The following is an 18,665-nucleotide window of genomic DNA, read 5'->3' as shown; positions in this document are numbered from 1 at the left end:
TTACTATGAATTGTTTTGGGGCCAAAAAGAGTCAGCCTAACGGTCTGGCTCTTTTGAATGAAAAAATAGTCTGGTGGGAGAACTTGTAAGGCTGTGGCAGGTTACACTCACTTACTCCTTAGGCAGGTGACCAGTTTCCTTCGCAAGCTTTTGCATCGCCTCGGCAAACGTTGTTGTCCCGCCTTTAGCTTTAAGCTGTATTACCTTATATCCCAACTTTTCCAACGCTTGGTGCTCTGCCAAAACAGCTTTGTCATTGTGTTGGCTACCTTGAGCTGGCTGATGAATGTAACATCCCTCTAGTTTACCATCTTCGACCAATTGGTGATGTTTCAGTGCATCGATATCAAAATTCATAATAAGTCTTTTCATTAAGAGTGGGAGTTTCTGTGGCTAGTTACATACGCTTCAAAGGCTTCACGACACTATCTAAGCCTTCAATTTTGAGCGCTAAACATAGCTTGAGCAAATCCCCTAGCTCGCCGCTTGGCCAGCCCTTTTTATCAAACCACAGTAAGTATTCTTCAGGCAGGTCGATTAACACTCGCCCTGCATATTTCCCAAATGGCATTTGCATTCTAGCGAGTTTAATGAGGTTTTCTTTTTCTAACATAAGTGACAGAGAGTTAAGGTAACTCGTCCAAGGGTAACACTGGTTCTCCCTCCTCACCAGCAAATCGCAGTCACGTTTATTTTTGGCGGCCTTGACTCGCTTTATGCTAGAGTACGCGGCATAAAAAATGAGAACGAGAAAGCAATGAAGTCACCTTGTCGAGCTGCATGTAAAAATAACGCCGGAATATGCTCTGGTTGTCACCGAACGATGGATGAAATCATCCAATGGAAAGACAAAACCGATCTCCAACGAGATGCGATTATCGAACAAATCGCAGGAGAAGATTCAACGCACAGTTGTCCTGAGTGCGGGACTCAAGCCCATTGTGATATCGCCGCAGGCAAAGAGACATGCTGGTGCTTTACTATTGAAACCCGTGATTTACCCAAGCCAAGCGCCAACCAGCTGTGTTTGTGCCGAAAATGTCTAGAAAAAAAGCCAGTCGCGTAATACGACTGGCTTACTGATCATCGTTTTCTGACTGGTGTTTATTTAGCGGTTAAAGCGGACGCTTCAAACTTAATGCCTTCCCACCCTGTCACCATAAAATTACGAATATTCTGGTGATCGCTGTTCTCTGGATGCTGCAATACATCTTCACGATAAAAACGGCCAAAGCAGGCTAGCGTCGCTTCTTTGTCTAGGTTGTTTAGCAAACCGAAAGCGAAGATCTTACACGAACCGTTGTTCTCGCCTGCATTGTTTTGTGTCTCACCATTTACAAAAGCGGTTGGCTCAAACGTATAGTTATCTTCGATCACCGCCATCGTTGCTTCAAATTCGACCTGCTCTGGTGACGCTGCCAATAAATCTAAAAACGATTTTAATTCCATTATTCCTCTATCCCTACTTCATCATATTGATGACACATTAGTTTCATAAAAAGCCAATATAAGAGTCATCAATCATACATATATTCAGAGCCTTACCAAATCAAACGTCATTCAGCGCTCTATCATTCCAATTGCGGAAATGGACAGCAGCATAAAACCCATGCTGATTGACAACCTATCGGATTGATAAGGAGATATCATGATCACCCCTTTAAAGGCAATCGGTGTACTCGCATTGTCATCACTTGCCATCGCGTGTTCATCACAACCCGAAGATACCGTGGCTTCATTCGCTACACAATGCAAACCTACCACTGCACCCGTTACTGGGGAAACGTCAATTCAAGGTTTAACGTTTATCGGAACATCCGTTGCTGATGCTCCATTCGACACATCGGCAGCTGAAATCGTCAGTTATGACGCTTGTACGGATAAACTCTATGTGGTTAATGCTCAAGCAAAACGTGTCGATGTACTTTCTATGGATGACAACGGCGTACCAACGCAAAGCGCATTCATTGATCTCAACAGCGCTGGCGAAGCAGCGGGCATTGAAATTGGCGCAGCAAACAGTGTCGCTGTATTCAATGGTTTGGTAGCAGTTGCGATTGAAAACAGTAATAAACAAGCGAATGGTATTGTTGGCTTGTACCGCTCCGGCGATTTGTCATTAGTCACGACTTTCCCAACAGGCGCATTGCCAGACATGGTTGGCTTCTCAAAAGATGGCCGATACATCGCAACCGCTAATGAAGGAGAACCAAACAGCGATTACAGCATTGACCCTGAAGGTAGTATCACTTTGATCGATCTGAGCCTTGGTGTTAGTCAAGCAGAAGTGTCACAAATTGGCTTTAACGAATTTGATGATTCACGAAAAGCAGAGCTTCCAAAGAATGTGCGTATTTCGGGGGCAAACGCCACCATCGCACAAGATCTAGAGCCGGAATACCTCACTTTTGCAGATAACGGCAAAATCTATGTCGCGCTACAAGAAAATAACGCCATGGCAATCGTCAATCCAGAGAGCAAATCAGTAGAGCGAATTGTTGGCTTGGGTGAGAAGTCTTGGTCGGGCGCTAAACTCGATGCATCCAACAAAGACAAAATCATTGGGAACTTGAAAAGCTACCCACAACTGGTTGGCTTATTTATGCCTGACACCATCGACAGCTACTCAGTGAATGGGAGTACTTACATCGCATCGGCAAATGAAGGCGACGGGCGTGAGTACGGATTCAAAACCACTCAAGAACTGTGCGACAAAGCTGGCTTTATGTGGGATGAAGACGATTACCTCGGTACAGATGAATATACATCTGAGCAAGAAACCTGTTTAAGCCATATTGATGAAGTGCGCGGTAAGAAGCTGAAAGTGGCAGCAGAACACCCATTGGCAGAGGCACTAAAAGACAACAAACAACTCGCGCGTTTAAAAGTGATTAAGCCGGAACAAACGCTTTCTGCACAAGAGAATGTTCAAGCATTTGGCGCGCGTTCATTCTCGATTTGGGATGAAAACGGCAAGTTGGTCTTCGATAGTGGTGACGATTTCGCGACCATCGCGCTGCTGAATGAAGGTAAAAACTTCAACAGCACCAACGATAACAATAATAGTGGCGATGACCGAAGTGATGATAAAGGTATTGAGCCAGAGGCGATTGAAGTAGCACAAATTAACGGTCGTCATTACGCGTTTATCGGCTTGGAGCGTCAAGGCGGTATCATGATTTATGACATCACAGACCCGAAACAAGCGCAGTTTATGCATTACGTAAACCGCCGTGATTACAATCAGCCAGTATGTACAGAAGTCGAAGATGGCGAATGCATGAACGACACATACAATCCAAAAGCAGGCGATTTAGGTCCAGAGTCCATTAATTACTTTACCCGTAATGGTGGTCATTTTATCGCCGTTGGCAATGAGGTATCGGGCACGACATCCGTCTTCCGAATCAATCTATAAAGTAATGTAAAAGTCATTTAGAACCAAAACGCCCGACGTAAGCCGGGCGTTTTTTGTATGAGGTAATGTCCTACTCTGCCGATGCTAGCGCGTCACACTTTGATGCGCAGATAAAATCGTTTTTATGCAGACCTTTGATAGAGTGACTCCACCACGTTACGGTAACCTTACCCCACTCCAACAAAATAGAAGGATGGTGGAACTCATCTTCTGCCAGTTCCGCGATTTTGTTACTGAAAGCCCATGCTTGTTTGAAGTTCTTAAATTTATACACCTTTTCTAGTTGAGGTATGTCTTCTCTTTCAATGATCTGCCAATCAGACAATTGCAGCAGCAGAGATTGTTGTTCTTCTTTGCTTAGTGCAATGGCATCGATACTACAAGCTTCGCATTTTTGTTCATTCAACATGAGCAGGTTCCTTTGGTTCAAAAAGTGGAGGAAGCAGTCCAGCTTCAATCGCTAGATCGGCTTGTTTCAATAAATTTAACTGACTGATTTTAAAAAGCTGAGAAAAGTCATCAATCACGTAGTACTTCGGTTGCATGATGTCGATACGATAAGGCGTTCTCAGCACAGTTTGTAATTCAAATGGGTCGCGAATTGCTGCATCACTCTCTAATGCGTAGAGGGTTTCGCCAGGAGATGAAAGAATACCACCACCGTAAATTTTGGTTTTGTCCCCTTCTTTCACCAAACCAAACTCTACAGTAAACCAGTAGAGACGAGCGAGATAGGCTCTTTGTTTTGGTGTAGCGGCTTGCCCTAGTTGACCATAATGCTCGGTAAATGCAGCAAAGTCTGGGTTGGTTAACATCGCGCAATGACCAAATATTTCGTGGAAGAAATCTGGCTCCTGTAAGTAATCGAACTCATCTCTTGTACGCAAGAATGTGGCGACTGGAAAGCGCTTATTACCGAGTAGATTAAAAAATCGGTCGAAATCAATAAGCGCGGGAACGGGCTCCACTTGCCAACCTGTTGTCTCCATCAAGACACGATTAATTTCTGGTAACTGAGGAACGCGGTCTTGAGGTAAATCAAGCAGCGTCAAACCGTGTAAATAAGCCTCACAAGCTCTGTTTTGGATCACACCCATTTGTCGTGTTACCAAATCTCGCCAAATGGCGTCTTCTTCACGGCTCCATTCAACCCTGCCTTCCTGGTTTACGGGTTTAGAACGATACTGGGTCATGGCTCATCTCCATTAACAAATCCTTTACATTAAGCCTATCTGTAGTCTTAAGAGCTTCCAATCCCTGCGCGATTTTCTCAGCATCATCCCGATGTAACATATTGTTTACAACTCATCGTAACTGCATGATTTTTATGACACGATATAATATCTGGCTTGTTTGACTTTATCGTGTATTCCTCTCAAACTAAAACCTGTTATCACTTTGTTATAGAGGGACCTATGCGCGAGAGCAGCAAAGTATGGCAACCGAGCGAAAGTCGTATCGAAGAAGCCAACATTACACAGTTTATTGAACACATTAATCGACAAGGAAATACCCTTGAAAGCTTCGCTGATCTGCATCAATGGTCACTCGATCATGTAGAAAAATTTTGGCAGGAAGTTTGGCTATTCTGCGACGTCATTGGCACTCAGGGAGAGACCATAAAAGAGCGAGCAGAAAGTCGCTGGCAGCAACCTGTTGAAAATAGGGATATAAAATGGTTCCCAAACGCGCAAATTAACTACGCCGAAAATTTGCTAACCTACGCGTGTCACCAACCCGATGATCTCGCGATTTGGTTTGAAAATGAACGTGAAGAAAAACAGACCTACACCTGGAAACAATTGTGCGAAGAAGTTTCGAGTGTGCAGCAATGGTTGAAAGAATGTGGAATTAAGCAAGGTGATGTCGTCGCTGGTTATTTACCTCACTTACCTCAAACGGTGATAGCTATGCTAGCAACCACCAGTTTAGGGGCGACCTGGACTTCCACCTCACCTGATTTTGGCGTCGAAAGCGTTTTGGAGCGCTTTGGTCAAGTGAAACCCAAAATCCTGTTTACTTGTGATGGCTATACATTCAATGGCAAAACTTTCGATATGTCTGAGAAAAACCAGCATATTGCGGATCATCTTGATGGTCTTAAACAAGTTTGCCAAATTAGCTACCTTAAACCACACATTTTTGAATGCGATGTCTGCACCCAAGATTGGCAAAACGTCCTGAATCAATACACACCCGAAGCGCTGACTTTTACTCGTGTGAATTTTAACGAGCCGCTATTTGTGCTTTATTCTTCAGGCACAACAGGCAAACCGAAATGCATCGTTCATTCCGTCGGCGGAACGGTGCTTAATCACTTGAAAGAGCATCAACTGCATTGCGATATCCAACCGAACGACCGAGTGTTTTATTACACGACCTGCGGTTGGATGATGTGGAACTGGCACGTTTCTTCACTCGCGAGCGGTGCATGTTTGGTGATTTTTGATGGTAGCCCTGTTTACCCCACTCATGATGTGCTCTGGGACCTCGCAGAACGAGCCGAAGTGACGCTGTTTGGAACCTCAGCAAAATACCTAGAGGCGCTGGAAAAAGCATCTTTTTCTCCGCAGAAAAGTGATGCATTTCCAAGTCTAAAAACCATTTGCTCAACGGGCTCTGTTCTGTATCCAGAACAGTTTGATTATGTCTATCAGCACATTAAAGAAGATGTACACCTCGCCTCGATTTCTGGCGGAACAGACATTTGTGGCTGCTTTGTATTAGGCAACCCTATTTCTCCCGTTTATCGGGGAGAGTGCCAATCAGCAGGGTTAGGGGTCGATGTCCGAGTCTTTAACCCACAAGGTAATAGCGTAATGGGAGAGCGCGGTGAGTTGGTTTGTGCCAATTCATTACCCAACTTCCCTGCTGGCTTTTGGAACGACACCGGTGAGAGATATCATCGCGCTTATTGGGATAAATTCGACAATATTTGGCACCACGGCGATGATGTTGAACAGACCAGCGTTGGGGGATACGTGTTTTATGGTCGAAGTGATACCACGTTGAATCCCGGTGGCGTAAGAATCGGCACGGCCGAAATCTATCAGCAAGTGAACTGTATAGACGGTATTCTAGATTCGATCGCAGTAGGAAAAGAAGTCGATCGCAACGAACAAATATGGCTGTTTGTCCAATTAGTCAAAGGGGTAGAGCTCAATGACGAGATGATCGCTTCCATCAAAGCACAGCTAAAGTCTGCATGTTCTCCAAGGCATGTACCTAGTGCAATTTACGCAATAAGCGATATACCTAAGACACGCTCAGGAAAGCTGGTCGAGTTAGCCGTTAAGCAAGTCGTTAACAACCGAAGCGTCGAAAATTTAGGCGCAATAGCCAACCCTGAAGTGCTGGAGGAGATACGCAGGATAGTCGTCTCAAAATAACCTCCGAAGACTTAGTTGTTCGAGTATGTCCTTGCCTGCACCACGACGACTTGTTTAGAGCAAGTGAAGTTACACATACCCTCAGCAGATAAGAAAAAAGCGAGCTTGTTAGCTCGCTTTTGTCAATTTTTGTTCTTTATTCAGCGGTATTAGCGACGACCAAGCCCCATTAATACCGACATTGTTTTACCATCAGATGTAATGTCAAAAACGTGTCGCGATTCAACTTCAGTAAAACCCGCTTCTTTCAGTGCACGCTCAGACTTCGCAAGGGTAAAACCGTCTTGTTCACATTCTGCAATCCAATCAAAATGAACAAAATAGCCGCCGTGGTTAAGTAGAGAATGCGAGATCGTTAATGACGCGTCTAAGTCTTCCACGAACGCTAAAACTGATGATGCAACCACCAAGTCGAACTGTCCACGAAACGCAGGGTGCTGAGCAACCAAGCCGCGAGATAATGCATCTACCACAGGTTCTACGTTGACGAGCTCTTTTTTATCGAGTTCCTCAATCATGGCTTCCGATGCGTCTAATGCTACGATGTCTTTAACCATCGGTGACAATCGTTGACTTAACTGCCCTGTTCCGCATCCAAAATCTAGTACTTTAATGCCATCAAGCTGAGTTAGCTGTTGTAACTGCTCAAACACCGACTGCGCAAATTGCTCTGTTGCTGGATTTGATTCCCAGTTTTTTGCTAAGCCGTCCCAATCTTGTGCCATCGTGGCCTCCATGTTCACTTTTTGTAACCCACATAGATTACCGCAAAACCGTTAAAAGACCATAGACTTATCTGGCGGATTCGCGTTTTTTTCGATAATCTTTCATGGCTTTGGGAGCGCATCTGCATAATACCCAAATTATTTGAATTCATTTATTGGTTGTGTCAAATCATGAACTTAACTCAAGTAGAAGCCTTCTGCACCATCGCTGAGTGTGGTTCTGTTTCTGAAGCGGCAAGGCAACTCGACTGCAATCGCACCAAACTCAGTATGTCGATTAAGGCATTAGAGAAAGATCTCGACGTTGAATTGTTTAACCGAACTGGCAACCAGCTCACCCTCTCTGAAGCTGGGAAAGCCATTTACAAAGATTGCGAACACCTACTTATCATCGCACAACGGGTCAGAAAGACCTGCGCTCAAATCTCGGAAGGGTTTAACGCGGAAGTTTGGGTAGCACGTGACGACTCCTTACCTGATGATCTCTGGCAAGAATTATCTCATACATTGAATAACCGCTTTCCTTCAACAACCTTCAACTTAATCTTGGCATCCAGTGGCGACTTAGCCAACTTGGTCAGTACCCACCAAGTAGATTTTGCTTTCGGCGTTGATTATGAGCGAGTAGACGATCCTCGTATCGTATATAACCCTTTAGGCAAGATACGTATGATGTCAGTATGCAGTGTAGAACACCGCCTAAGTAAGATGCGCCGTGTCTCAGACGAAGATCTACGTAGTCAGATGCAAGCACTAATGGTGTACCTAAATGAGAAAGACAACCCTGAACTGCAACCTTTCTCGACTCGATATATTGGTTTTTCGAGTTTTGACTACATGCTGAACACCATCTTAGAAGAAGACGCTTGGGGCGTGCTTCCTGAACCATTAATCCGCCATTACCTTCGTCAGCAGAAGCTCGCCGTTATCAAACACACATACGGATTGACGCAAGAAGACTACTGTATGTTTTCACCTAACGGCCATGCTGAGCATCCTGCAATGACGTGGTTAGCAGATAAAGTGAGCGAGTATTTATTTGACTTCTAAACATTTTATCAGTGAGCGCCAATTTTGTTGACACCTAAAAATCACAGTAAGCTTTTGTTTTATAAGCACATAAATAAAAACGCAATTTTTTAGATTAGTTACTGGTCACTTTGTGGTTGCCTAAATTACCTTATGAGCGAAGAATAGTAAGGTATTAAAATTCAAAGGCATCTTTTATGTGTGACAGGACAAGCAAAAACGAAAACCGTATTCTAACCATTTCAGCCCTTTTGGCATCTGGGTTCGCTGCTGGTGGTATGGTACTTGGCTTGCTTGTAGGCTCAATTGTCATCGTTTTTGACGGTGTTTACTCTTTGGTCAGCTTACTGTTAACTTTATTGTCACTGGCCGCTTCTTACTATATTAACAAGCCTTCAAAATCTGTATTCCCATTTGGAAAAGCGGTCTTAGAACCAATCGTTATTGCGATAAAAGCAGCCGTCATTTTAGTGGTTGTAAGCTTCTCTCTCTACTCTGCGATATCAGCATTGATGTCTGGAGGTCGCGAGGTCGATGCTTCTATTGCGACCTTATTCGGCATCGTGAATGTTATCGGCTGTGGTTACGCTTGGTGGTTTATGGCGAAACGCAGCCGCCGCTTCTCATCAGGCTTGATTGAAGCGGAGAAAAAACAGTGGCAAATGGATACTCTGCTAAGTGTGGCGGTGACCGTAGGATTTATCTCGGCTTGGGCTGTTTCACTAACGCCATTCTCTGAGTATGCGGTATATGCCGACCCCATGATGATGGTTTTAATGGGCTTTTACTTCCTCAAAGTACCGTTCGATATGCTAGTAGGTGCCTTACGTGAACTACTAATGATGACACCAAGCAAAGAGCTGTGTCAGAGCGTTGGCAAAGATGTTCTTGAGATTGAAAAAGTGACTGAGCATCAATTGAAACTGGCTGGCGTAACGAAGGTGGGCCAAGAGCTACGAGTAAACGTGGACGTACATATTGATGACGACACATTGGAGCTTGATACACTAGAGCACACTCGTAAGCAGCTTATCAAGCGACTGTCGAAGCACAGATTCAAACTTCAACTACACTTGAACGTCGCTTATTAGAGCGCCACCAAAGAGCCGTTAAAACTCAATAAAAAGCTCCCAATCTCGGGAGCTTTTTTAATTTTTTCGATTTAGTTGCTTCGTATTCGAATACAGCTCGCAAGGGAGATCTGTTCGTTGCTCACTTAAATTCTCTGATCTCGTTGGTAACTTACCCAGCCGCTTCGCGCTTCTCTTTGGTGACTAACCAACACATCAGCGAGCCCACCGTTACCATCACAACGCCCTGCCAAAAGCTATGGCTCAGAGTTACGCCAAGAATAATGGAAGAAAATAAAGCGGAAAAAATGGGCGTGAAGTAAGACAAGGTGGCGAGAAAAACCATATTGCCGCCAACGATCGCGATGTTCCATAAACCATAACCACCAGCCATTAAAGCCGCAGAAGCCACTAAGTACCCCATCGCTTCCCAACTGAATGTCATTGATGGCTCATCGGTAAACGCATATTTAACCCAAAGCGAAACAGCTGTTGCAATGAAAAACAGGGTAATCGCATTATGTTTAGATTGCTGCCTTTGGGTTAAGTTGCAATAAAAGGCCCATATAACCGCCCCAGCGAAAGCCATAAAATACACCAGAGGGTTACTACTAACATTGGACATGATCTGAGTTATGGATAAGCCATTCTCACCGCTCACAGTCCAAGCAACCCCAACAAACGCCAGCGTAACTGCTGGATAAAGCAACCAGTTTGTTTTTTTATTGCTGCCAAGGACCGCAAATAAAACCGTCAGTGCGGGCCAAAGGTAGTTGACAATCGACACCTCAATTGCCTGCGCGCGCGAGTTGGAATATCCCAAAGATAGAGCGAGAAATATTTCATAGCAGACGAACATCGCACCACCAAGCACAAGATACTTGGGAGAAAAGTAAGACAACTTTGGAATACCGACCACGATAAGAAGGAAAACAGAGCTAAGAGAGTACAACATGGCTGCCCCGCCTACAGGACCTAAACTCTCCGTAACCAACCTCGCGATGCCAAGCAGACAACTCCAAGAGAGAATCGCGATACAACCATAAAGTGTGAAACGAAATTGCACTGATTTCATGTGACCTACCACTCACGAATGCCAAAGGAAACGTCAGCTTAACTCAAAAATGATCAGGTTCAACGTACTGTTTTATAAAAATCAGTATAAAAATCATTCTATTAAGCCGTTGGAGTTGATATGAAACATTTTCTGCCCTCTAGTGTTATGCTTACACCCTTTGTTGTGCGCTACTATGATGAAGATGACGACGAGAGTGAAAACGTTAAAACACATTCGGAAACGCATGGTCTAGATAGCGAAGAGCAATCTAAGGAACGTTCAGAGTAAAGGAATCCAAACATGAAAAAAGTCGCAGTCATTTTAAGTGGTTCAGGCGTTTACGACGGTTCTGAGATCCACGAAGCAGTGTTGGCGCTCTACGCCATCGAGAAAGCAGGGGCAACTTGGCACTGCTTTGCACCTAACATTGACCAACTCCACGTCATCAATCACCTAACTGGTGACGAAATGGATGAAACCCGTAACGTACTCATCGAATCAGCTCGTATCGCACGCGGAAACATTGGCGATGTTGCCAAGCTTAACGTTGATGAATACGATGCCCTACTGCTTCCAGGTGGGTTTGGTGCTGCGAAAAACTTAACCGACTTCGCCGTTTCAGGTGCGGAGTGCTCCATTAACACACACGTAGCTCAAGCTTGTCGCGCGTTTGCGAATGCGAAGAAACCAGCTGGCTATCTGTGTATTTCTCCTGTCATTATTCCGATGATTTATGAGCAAGGCGTGAAAGGAACGGTAGGCAACGATGAGGCAGTCTCAATAGCATTTAATCAAATGGGCGGTGAACACACCACGTGCCCTGTCGAAGACATCGTTTTTGATGAAAAACACCTCGTACTTTCAACCCCTGCTTACATGTTGGCAGAGAATATCTCTCAAGCGGCTTCAGGTATCGAAAAGTTAGTATCAAAACTGATTAAAATAGCTTAATTATTAGTAGTTAGCTTACAAAACACCTCCCTATCCCCATTGATAATTAAGTTATTAATGGGGATTTTTTATACTTTAGTCGAATTTAGAGATATATCCGCGTCAGAAGTCAATTTCTACCAATCGTTTGCGTCCATAGTTTCATATTTGTTCTACTTTATATCAGTGTTGCACTTATACGCAGTGCAACAAGATCACTGTCACAGTTTTTCTCTTGCAAGTACCTCTAAGTAGGTAAACTTGCTTCAGATCAACTTCAATCTGGAAACGAATGTGCGACAGTAAATGGCAAATTAAGAAAGATTATTAAAAATAACGACGGAGCTATCCAATATGACAAGTGCATTTTTTATCCCTACGGTAAACCTAATGGGTGCTGGTTGTTTGAAAGACGCAGCAGACAGCATCCAATCTCAAGGCTTTAAAAAAGGTTTGATCGTTACGGATAAGATCCTTAACCAAATCGGTGTAGTCAAACAAGTTCAAGACCTTCTCACTGAGCGCGATGTTGCAACCGTTGTGTTCGATGGCACTCAACCAAATCCGACTATCAGCAACGTTAACGACGGCTTAGCACTTCTTACTGATAACGAATGTGACTTCGTTATCTCTCTAGGTGGTGGTTCACCACACGACTGTGCGAAAGGTATCGCGCTTGTTGCATCTAACGGCGGCAAAATCGCAGATTACGAAGGCGTAGACCAATCTGCAAAACCAATGATGCCACTTATCGCGATCAACACGACGGCGGGTACTGCATCTGAAATGACGCGTTTCTGCATCATCACTGACGAAGAGCGTCACATCAAGATGGCTATCGTTGATAAGCACACAACACCGCTTATCTCGGTAAACGATCCAGAGCTAATGCTCGCTAAACCTGCTTCGCTAACTGCGGCAACAGGTATGGATGCCCTAACTCACGCGATTGAAGCTTACGTATCTATCGCGGCAACACCAATCACTGATGCGGTAGCAATCAAAGCGATTGAGCTTATCCAAGCGTACCTACGCACAGCAGTGAAAAACGGTGAAGATCTAGAAGCTCGTGAACAAATGGCATACGCACAGTTCATGGCAGGTATGGCGTTCAACAACGCGTCTCTAGGTTACGTACACGCAATGGCACACCAGCTAGGTGGTTTCTACGACCTTCCACACGGTGTTTGTAACGCGATTCTTCTACCTCACGTACAGCGCTACAACGCGCAAGTATGTCCTGAGCGTCTACGTGACGTAGCAAAAGCAATGGGCGTAAACGTAGAAGGCATGTCTGCTGAAGCAGGTGCAGCGGCAGCAATCGACGCTATCGTTACTCTAGCGAAAGATGTGGGTATCCCAGCAGGTATCAAAGAGCTTGGTGCAAAACTAGAAGACATCCCAACACTAGCAGACAACGCACTGAAAGACGCTTGTGGTTTCACTAACCCTAAACAAGCAACTCACGAAGAAATTTCTAAGATCTTCGAAGAAGCGATGTAATCTCGCTACATAAACAATTCTCTAGCCTTAATTCAATCCCCGATCTCGTATCGGGGATTTTTTACATTCATATACAAGTGAATCTCTGCCAAACATAGTCTTTTAGTGTTAGCTTTTAAGTATTAATACGACTCATATTGGAAGGAACCATGAGAACGATTGCTGCTGCGCTACTCACTTGTTTATCCTTTTCTGCCAACGCTGCCGAATACCGCGCCAACGAAGTGGCGAGTGGATTTCAGATCCCTTGGGGGATCGAGTTCTTAGATAATCAACGCGTTATCGTCAATGAAAAGAACGGTACGGTTTCGTTGCTGGATATCACCACAGGCAAACCTCAAAAGCTGTTTAACGTCCCCGATGTGAACACCAGTGGACAAGCCGGCTTATTGGATGTTGCGCTCGCACCGAATGCCGATACGCAAAACCCGCAACTCTTCTTTACCTACAGCAAGCGCACAAGTAAAGGCAATACGGTGGCGTTAGCGACGGCGCAATTGCAAAACAATCAACTTGTGGGTTGGAACGATCTCTTTGTTGCAGATGCCATCACCGACACGGGTCGCCACTACGGCAGTCGAATTTCATTTGTAGACGATAAAGTTTACTTCTCAATCGGTGACCGTGGCGAACGTGATAATGGGCAAGACAGTCAAACCCATGCTGGTAGTATTGTGCGCCTTAACCTTGATGGTTCGGTTCCGCAAGACAACCCATTCAAACCTTCCCAAGCTCGTCCTGAGATATGGAGTTACGGGCACCGCAACCCACAAGGTATGTTTTACGACGAAGAAACAAAACAGCTGTGGTCTATTGAACATGGACCACGCGGCGGCGATGAAATTAATCTAATCAAGAAAGGCGCGAACTACGGCTGGGCAAAAGTCTCTCATGGTAAAGAATATTGGGGTCCGTTGGACGTTGGGGAAGCTAAGTCGTTACCGGGAATGGAAGATCCCAAGCTGGTATACGTCCCTTCTATCGCACCCAGTAATATGATTTTGTACCGTGGTGATAAATACCCAGAGTTGGACGGAAAAATCCTCGCCGGTGCCTTGAAGCTGGCGCACATCAACGTGGTTTCTATTGAGAATGGCAAGCTCACCGAATCAAAAAGATTGATGGAGAATCTTGGTGAGCGAGTAAGAGATATAACCATCAGCCCCGATGGTTATATCTACTTTTCTACCGACAGCGGCAAAATCTTTCGTCTTGAGGAAAGGTAATCAAACACTAAAATCGTTAAGACTATTTGATTTGTGACGTACTAGTGATTTATTTTCGTACAATCTAAGCAGAAGAATCTAAACTTAACAATAACCTTTTGTTTTTTAAAATGATAGTTCGGTTAAGTTGTACGAGGTCATTATGATTCCATTCCCTTTACAGCTCGATAAAATTAAAGCCGTGGTGTTTGATTTAGACAACACCTTGGTGAGTTCTGATATTAACTTCGGCGAATTGCGACAACAGCTAGGTTGTCCGCAGAGTGAAGATCTATTGGATTTTGTCGACGCACTTGAGCACCCTCATCATCGAGAGCACGCTCATAACGTGATATTTGATTACGAGATTTCTGATGCTGAGCAGTCTGCTCCAATGATTGGCTGCCATGAATTACTCGCCCACTTGCATCAAAATGAAATCAAAACCGCTATCGTGACGCGCAACTGCCAAATCGCCACGCAGCGCAAACTAGAGCACAACCAAATCTCTGTGGAGCGAGTCATCACTCGTGAATGCTTCCCGCCCAAGCCAGACCCATTGTCTTTACAGATGTTGGCGAAAGAGTGGCGTTTGATGCCTGATGAAGTGCTTTATGTCGGCGATTACCTTTACGACTTACAGGCAGCGTATAACGCGCAGATGCCCTCTTGCCTTGTGCACCATGGGAATCAAGAAACCTTCAATGACTCAGCCTCGTTGGCGCTTAATGAACTCAGTGATTTATTGAGCCGTTTCGAATCCTTACCACGCAAATAAAGCACACATATAAAATACGCAAACAAAAAAGGGGCACCAACGTGCCCCTTATGACTTATTCCCGATTGTTTCATGCGTTCCCAAGGATTGCTTGGGTGATGCGCTGCTTAGCCTTGTAGGTAAGCGTTAAGCATCCACATTAATTTTTCTTGCTCACGGATGTAGTCACCCATCAATGCCGCTGTACCTTCGTCATCTGCTTCACCCGCGTTTTGTAGAATCTCACGCTGTTTTAGAAGCAGAACGCTAAAGCCTTGAACCAGACCTTGTACACACTCCTCACCAGAAGTAGCGTTTTGATGTTCTTTAATTTCACTTGCTTCCAAGTAGTTGCTGAATGCGTGCGCTGGCGTGTGACCCAAAGTTAGAATACGCTCTGCAAGCTCATCGATTTTTGTTTGTAGATCAATGTAGATCTCTTCAAATTTTACGTGCAGTTCGAAGAATTGCGCACCTTTAATGTTCCAGTGGTAACCGCGAGAGTTCATGTACAACACTTGGTAATGCGCTAACAGTTGATTGAGCTGTTGAGCTAGTTGTGCTGATTGTTCGCTGTCTAGACCAATTAGGCTTACTTGTTTGTTCATAATCTTGCTCCTAGAAGGATGATACCAATCGTAGTAACGAACGATTCTCTTACCGGGATTGGTATAAAGTTTAAAAATTCTTTTGCAGTATTTGCTGCCGATGGAGTCATATTACGACTCCGGCTCGGCGAAGAGAATTTGGTTTTAGCTATGATTTAAATAGCCAAATCCAATGAGCAAGTAGACGAATATCGGCGTATCATCCAACAAAAAGCCCCAATCCTTTTTGTGTAAAAAGAATTGGGGCTTTTTTACTATTTAGTTAACGTTCAAAAGTAGATGAACAGACGTAAACCTTATCTATGCCGTTTTGAAAGTTGCCATCTGTTGATTCAGCTCAGTAACTTGCTCTTTTACTTGCAATGATGTCTCTGATGCACGTTGGCTGTTATTCGAAACTTCATCCACTGATTGAGTAATACCGGACATCAATCCAGTGATCGAATTGGTCGCATGAGATTGCTGCTCTGCCGCTGCCGCAAGCTCTGCCATTTGTTCATTCAAGGAACCTATTTGCTCAGTAGTAACAAGCAAACGAGTTACCGCTTTTTCAATGTGCTCAGCGCCCTGCTCCGCAAGTAATTGACTGTGTTCAATCTCCTCAACCACAGAATTGGTCGAGCGTTGAATCGCATTGATGATGCCGTTGATTTCTGTCGTCGATTGAGTAGTGCGAGTCGCTAACATACGAACTTCGTCCGCCACAACCGCAAAGCCTCGTCCTTGGTCACCCGCACGCGCTGCTTCTATCGCGGCATTCAATGCCAGTAAGTTAGTTTGCTCTGCCAAACCTTCAATCACTTCCGTCACTCGACCAATGGCTTCGCTCTCTTTGCTTAGCTGTGTCACTTGCGTACTCGCGGTTTCAATGCTGCCGTGCAAACTTTCCATAGTGACTTTGTTTTGCTCTAAAGCATCACGACCTTGTTCAATCTCGCCTTTTGAATCAGAAAGCTTCTGCACCGATTGATTGGCTTGATCTAGGGTGTTACGCGCGGCTAAAGCGATTTCATCCAATTGGCTTCCCATTTCAACAATGCTGGTTTGTTGCTGTTCAACATTCGATGAGGTGACTTGCGCCGATTCCAACAAAGCTCCCATGCTGGTATCCACTTGGTGCGCTTTTTCACTCACCCCTGCCACAATGCTCGCTAACGATTGGTTCATGCGGTTAATCGAATCGGTAAGGTCTGCCAATTCATCTTTCCCAACAACAGTTAACGGAGGCTGAGAAACATCTCCTGAAGCGATCGTCTTGGCTCGCTCCGATAAGTTTTTCACTCGGCGACCAATGGTATTGCCCATGTATTTTGAAATCGCTACTGCGGCAAACAAAACTAATGCCGCTGCAATCAACATAGTGGTCAGTACGTTCTTGATCGACTGATTAATACCCTGTCCGCTTTGATCAGCACGACTTTGCTGAGCCAATACGATCGTCTCTAAGCTTTGGTCTAGTGCATCCGCTGTTGGCAACAGTTCATTCGCCATTAACAAGTTTGATTCATTCCACTCTGGCGATTGACGCAATGCAATTACCTTCTCTGCTAAAGGAAAGTACAGTTGCTGCATTTCCTTAAACAGTGACCACAATGATTGGTCGTTATCAGTCAGTCTGTCGAGTTTACTGTCGATTTCCGCCACGGACTGATTGTGGTACTTAATCAAGTCGTGGTATTTGTCCAGATGATCTTGCTGCCCGTACAACAGGAAATCTCGCAAGGCGGACAGTGCATTGGCTAGCGAGGTATAACTGTCGGCGTAAACTTTAAACAGACGTTTTCTGTCTCCACCAAACGGGTTTCCTGACTCTTCATTGATTAAGCTTTGAAGCTGATCAAGTGCCACTTCTGCAATGGGTGCCGCTTCGTTAATAAAGAGGTTGTGCGCGGGTAAGTTCTCATCACTGTGGCTAAGTTCAATCAGCTTGTTCAAAGAGACTTTGACTGCATCCCACTGACTTTGAATCGCTTGAAAATCCTGTTCAGAGATCAAAGCCTGCAAAGTCGGAAGCGACTCGTCTGTAGATACCATGATATTGCGTACGTCCTCACTCAGACGTGCACTCGCCTCCTCATCGCCACCTAGCAACATGTAGGCTCGAATAGAAGACAGTGACGCTTGAACGGACTGTTGTATACCGCGACTGGTGTCGACGGTCGGTAAATCGGATTTAAGTAACGAAGAGGCGTATTGCTCTACGGTGGTGACGTTGCGATAAGTGAATACCGCTGATGCCATAAAAAGTACGGCTAGCAGCACAAAACTGAGCTGCAACTTCCCTGATATCGTAAGGTTCATCCATAAACTCCTGACAACGATGAGCCTTAAATATAACGATGTTTACAAAAATGTTAAATACAAGTATCAAAAGTTACTAAGAAAACCATGTAAACCACTATTTTAAGCCGATAAATGGGACTTATTCGAAGTATGGTATGCGCTCACTACGTAAAATCAGATAATTAACGTAAGTCGTTTCTAAGCAGTCTTGCTCCCACAATGAAAGAATCCGCTTGGTGGCAAAGTAGTAATCTTTATTACGCAATAGCACGCCCACCGTGCGGCTGAGCTGCTCAAAGCGCTGTTGCTCATTAGCAGAGATGTCATTGTCTTCATTTTGAATGATGGGCGCCAATCCATCGGCAAACCAGTTGTTCAGAATTTCACGCATCTCTAGTTCTGACTCCGGCACATCCATACACGACAACTCACGATGCAGTGGCGGCGGTACTATGTACTTTGACGCTTTTGGCGAACTGACATAACGGTACATGTCGCTCCTCCTTGTAAATGACTCTTATACCCAAGTGACTTCAAGATGCAGGATTCAGAGCGTTGTCATTGATTCGGGGTCAAGGAAAACAACGCAGCGTAATAGTCAGCTCTTTCCAAGTTGTTTGACACAGAAACCGAGTCAATGACACGCTCCCGAAGGGCGAGCTGTCTTGGTTTGTATACTTTGTTGTCGATT

At 44.7% G+C, this 18,665-nt stretch carries 20 protein-coding genes; 10 read left to right on the top strand and 10 right to left on the bottom strand.

The features are described 5' to 3' along the window. Nucleotides 1-111: 111 nt before the first annotated feature. Together L3V37_RS07110 and L3V37_RS07105 are read right to left on the bottom strand one after the other, a co-directional pair. Nucleotides 112-357 (bottom strand): hypothetical protein, encoded by a 246-nt coding sequence (locus tag L3V37_RS07110; protein ID WP_237306065.1) that lies wholly within the window; start codon nt 355-357, stop codon nt 112-114. Nucleotides 358-397: 40 nt separating this feature from the next. Beyond that, on the bottom strand, nt 398-613 hold the full coding sequence (locus L3V37_RS07105; RefSeq protein ID WP_005375557.1) for a DUF3820 family protein: 216 nt from the start codon (nt 611-613) through the stop codon (nt 398-400). Between the two features lie 144 nt (nt 614-757). Here L3V37_RS07105 and L3V37_RS07100 point away from each other — a divergent pair, with 144 nt between their 5' ends. Continuing rightward, nucleotides 758-1,066, top strand: coding sequence for a cysteine-rich CWC family protein (locus L3V37_RS07100; RefSeq protein ID WP_080276966.1), 309 nt, complete (start codon nt 758-760; stop codon nt 1,064-1,066). Between the two features lie 38 nt (nt 1,067-1,104). Here L3V37_RS07100 and L3V37_RS07095 read toward each other — a convergent pair whose 3' ends face one another. Beyond that, nucleotides 1,105-1,449, bottom strand: coding sequence for a HopJ type III effector protein (locus tag L3V37_RS07095; RefSeq protein ID WP_005375560.1), 345 nt, complete (start codon nt 1,447-1,449; stop codon nt 1,105-1,107). Nucleotides 1,450-1,648: 199 nt separating this feature from the next. Between L3V37_RS07095 and L3V37_RS07090 the strand changes: the two genes are divergently transcribed. Continuing rightward, nucleotides 1,649-3,418, top strand: a complete 1,770-nt coding sequence (locus tag L3V37_RS07090; protein ID WP_237306064.1) for a choice-of-anchor I family protein — start codon at nt 1,649-1,651, stop codon at nt 3,416-3,418. Nucleotides 3,419-3,488: 70 nt separating this feature from the next. Here L3V37_RS07090 and L3V37_RS07085 read toward each other — a convergent pair whose 3' ends face one another. Next, a complete protein-coding gene (locus L3V37_RS07085; protein WP_005375563.1) occupies nt 3,489-3,827 on the bottom strand; it encodes a 4a-hydroxytetrahydrobiopterin dehydratase in 339 nt (112 codons plus the stop codon). Further along, nucleotides 3,817-4,611: a phenylalanine 4-monooxygenase gene (phhA, locus tag L3V37_RS07080; protein WP_005375564.1), complete on the bottom strand. Its 795-nt coding sequence runs from the start codon at nt 4,609-4,611 to the stop codon at nt 3,817-3,819. The genes L3V37_RS07085 and phhA overlap by 11 nt, the downstream gene beginning before the upstream one ends. Before the next feature lie 222 nt (nt 4,612-4,833). Here phhA and L3V37_RS07075 point away from each other — a divergent pair, with 222 nt between their 5' ends. After that, nucleotides 4,834-6,807, top strand: coding sequence for an acetoacetate--CoA ligase (locus L3V37_RS07075; RefSeq protein ID WP_237306063.1), 1,974 nt, complete (start codon nt 4,834-4,836; stop codon nt 6,805-6,807). Between the two features lie 149 nt (nt 6,808-6,956). Here L3V37_RS07075 and L3V37_RS07070 read toward each other — a convergent pair whose 3' ends face one another. After that, on the bottom strand, nt 6,957-7,532 hold the full coding sequence (locus tag L3V37_RS07070) for a class I SAM-dependent methyltransferase (RefSeq protein WP_054728907.1): 576 nt from the start codon (nt 7,530-7,532) through the stop codon (nt 6,957-6,959). 171 nt (nt 7,533-7,703) lie between these two features. Between L3V37_RS07070 and L3V37_RS07065 the strand changes: the two genes are divergently transcribed. Together L3V37_RS07065 and L3V37_RS07060 are read left to right on the top strand one after the other, a co-directional pair. After that, nucleotides 7,704-8,582, top strand: a complete 879-nt coding sequence (locus tag L3V37_RS07065) for a LysR family transcriptional regulator (RefSeq protein ID WP_237306062.1) — start codon at nt 7,704-7,706, stop codon at nt 8,580-8,582. Between the two features lie 176 nt (nt 8,583-8,758). Further along, on the top strand, nt 8,759-9,652 hold the full coding sequence (locus L3V37_RS07060) for a cation diffusion facilitator family transporter (protein WP_005389400.1): 894 nt from the start codon (nt 8,759-8,761) through the stop codon (nt 9,650-9,652). A gap of 151 nt (nt 9,653-9,803) precedes the next feature. Here L3V37_RS07060 and yddG read toward each other — a convergent pair whose 3' ends face one another. Next, complete coding sequence (yddG, locus tag L3V37_RS07055; RefSeq protein WP_237306061.1) at nt 9,804-10,706, bottom strand: aromatic amino acid DMT transporter YddG; 903 nt, start codon at nt 10,704-10,706, stop codon at nt 9,804-9,806. Between the two features lie 120 nt (nt 10,707-10,826). Between yddG and L3V37_RS07050 the strand changes: the two genes are divergently transcribed. From L3V37_RS07050 to L3V37_RS07030, 5 genes are all read left to right on the top strand, one after another. Beyond that, nucleotides 10,827-10,976, top strand: coding sequence for a hypothetical protein (locus L3V37_RS07050; protein ID WP_165439042.1), 150 nt, complete (start codon nt 10,827-10,829; stop codon nt 10,974-10,976). A 12-nt stretch (nt 10,977-10,988) separates the two neighbouring features. Further along, nucleotides 10,989-11,639, top strand: a complete 651-nt coding sequence (gene elbB, locus L3V37_RS07045; protein WP_115386721.1) for an isoprenoid biosynthesis glyoxalase ElbB — start codon at nt 10,989-10,991, stop codon at nt 11,637-11,639. 333 nt (nt 11,640-11,972) lie between these two features. Beyond that, the gene (yiaY, locus tag L3V37_RS07040) at nt 11,973-13,121 is read left to right on the top strand and encodes an L-threonine dehydrogenase (RefSeq protein ID WP_005442614.1); all 1,149 of its coding nucleotides are present in this window, start codon (nt 11,973-11,975) and stop codon (nt 13,119-13,121) included. 149 nt (nt 13,122-13,270) lie between these two features. Beyond that, complete coding sequence (locus L3V37_RS07035; protein ID WP_237306060.1) at nt 13,271-14,347, top strand: PQQ-dependent sugar dehydrogenase; 1,077 nt, start codon at nt 13,271-13,273, stop codon at nt 14,345-14,347. A gap of 142 nt (nt 14,348-14,489) precedes the next feature. Then, nucleotides 14,490-15,104: an HAD family hydrolase gene (locus tag L3V37_RS07030; protein ID WP_237306059.1), complete on the top strand. Its 615-nt coding sequence runs from the start codon at nt 14,490-14,492 to the stop codon at nt 15,102-15,104. Between the two features lie 107 nt (nt 15,105-15,211). On the opposite strand, the gene L3V37_RS07025 is transcribed toward L3V37_RS07030, so the two are convergent. The 3 genes from L3V37_RS07025 to L3V37_RS07015 form a co-directional block, all read right to left on the bottom strand. Then, nucleotides 15,212-15,691 carry a Dps family protein gene (locus L3V37_RS07025; protein ID WP_050935869.1) on the bottom strand — a complete coding sequence of 160 codons (480 nt, stop codon included), beginning with the start codon at nt 15,689-15,691 and terminating at the stop codon, nt 15,212-15,214. Nucleotides 15,692-15,991: 300 nt separating this feature from the next. Beyond that, nucleotides 15,992-17,992, bottom strand: a complete 2,001-nt coding sequence (locus tag L3V37_RS07020) for a methyl-accepting chemotaxis protein (RefSeq protein WP_237306058.1) — start codon at nt 17,990-17,992, stop codon at nt 15,992-15,994. Between the two features lie 121 nt (nt 17,993-18,113). After that, the gene (locus L3V37_RS07015) at nt 18,114-18,467 is read right to left on the bottom strand and encodes a hypothetical protein (RefSeq protein WP_222716920.1); all 354 of its coding nucleotides are present in this window, start codon (nt 18,465-18,467) and stop codon (nt 18,114-18,116) included. Nucleotides 18,468-18,665: the final 198 nt, after the last annotated feature.

This window comes from Vibrio sp. D54, from assembly GCF_021728075.1.
Taxonomy (GTDB): Bacteria; Pseudomonadota; Gammaproteobacteria; order Enterobacterales; family Vibrionaceae; genus Vibrio; species Vibrio alginolyticus.
The sequence above is the reverse complement of the archived record's forward strand: the minus strand, read 5'-3'. Positions and strand labels throughout refer to the sequence as shown.

Excerpts from the sequence above, each read along its gene's own strand:
- L3V37_RS07110 (WP_237306065.1), bottom strand. The coding sequence starts at position 357 with ATGAATTTTGATATCGATGCACTGAAACATCACCAATTGGTCGAAGAT.
- L3V37_RS07105 (WP_005375557.1), bottom strand. The coding sequence starts at position 613 with ATGTTAGAAAAAGAAAACCTCATTAAACTCGCTAGAATGCAAATGCCA.
- L3V37_RS07100 (WP_080276966.1), top strand. The coding sequence starts at position 758 with ATGAAGTCACCTTGTCGAGCTGCATGTAAAAATAACGCCGGAATATGC.
- L3V37_RS07095 (WP_005375560.1), bottom strand. The coding sequence starts at position 1,449 with ATGGAATTAAAATCGTTTTTAGATTTATTGGCAGCGTCACCAGAGCAG.
- L3V37_RS07090 (WP_237306064.1), top strand. The coding sequence starts at position 1,649 with ATGATCACCCCTTTAAAGGCAATCGGTGTACTCGCATTGTCATCACTT.
- L3V37_RS07085 (WP_005375563.1), bottom strand. The coding sequence starts at position 3,827 with ATGTTGAATGAACAAAAATGCGAAGCTTGTAGTATCGATGCCATTGCA.
- phhA (WP_005375564.1), bottom strand. The coding sequence starts at position 4,611 with ATGACCCAGTATCGTTCTAAACCCGTAAACCAGGAAGGCAGGGTTGAA.
- L3V37_RS07075 (WP_237306063.1), top strand. The coding sequence starts at position 4,834 with ATGCGCGAGAGCAGCAAAGTATGGCAACCGAGCGAAAGTCGTATCGAA.
- L3V37_RS07070 (WP_054728907.1), bottom strand. The coding sequence starts at position 7,532 with ATGGCACAAGATTGGGACGGCTTAGCAAAAAACTGGGAATCAAATCCA.
- L3V37_RS07065 (WP_237306062.1), top strand. The coding sequence starts at position 7,704 with ATGAACTTAACTCAAGTAGAAGCCTTCTGCACCATCGCTGAGTGTGGT.
- L3V37_RS07060 (WP_005389400.1), top strand. The coding sequence starts at position 8,759 with ATGTGTGACAGGACAAGCAAAAACGAAAACCGTATTCTAACCATTTCA.
- yddG (WP_237306061.1), bottom strand. The coding sequence starts at position 10,706 with ATGAAATCAGTGCAATTTCGTTTCACACTTTATGGTTGTATCGCGATT.
- L3V37_RS07050 (WP_165439042.1), top strand. The coding sequence starts at position 10,827 with ATGAAACATTTTCTGCCCTCTAGTGTTATGCTTACACCCTTTGTTGTG.
- elbB (WP_115386721.1), top strand. The coding sequence starts at position 10,989 with ATGAAAAAAGTCGCAGTCATTTTAAGTGGTTCAGGCGTTTACGACGGT.
- yiaY (WP_005442614.1), top strand. The coding sequence starts at position 11,973 with ATGACAAGTGCATTTTTTATCCCTACGGTAAACCTAATGGGTGCTGGT.
- L3V37_RS07035 (WP_237306060.1), top strand. The coding sequence starts at position 13,271 with ATGAGAACGATTGCTGCTGCGCTACTCACTTGTTTATCCTTTTCTGCC.
- L3V37_RS07030 (WP_237306059.1), top strand. The coding sequence starts at position 14,490 with ATGATTCCATTCCCTTTACAGCTCGATAAAATTAAAGCCGTGGTGTTT.
- L3V37_RS07025 (WP_050935869.1), bottom strand. The coding sequence starts at position 15,691 with ATGAACAAACAAGTAAGCCTAATTGGTCTAGACAGCGAACAATCAGCA.
- L3V37_RS07020 (WP_237306058.1), bottom strand. The coding sequence starts at position 17,992 with ATGAACCTTACGATATCAGGGAAGTTGCAGCTCAGTTTTGTGCTGCTA.
- L3V37_RS07015 (WP_222716920.1), bottom strand. The coding sequence starts at position 18,467 with ATGTACCGTTATGTCAGTTCGCCAAAAGCGTCAAAGTACATAGTACCG.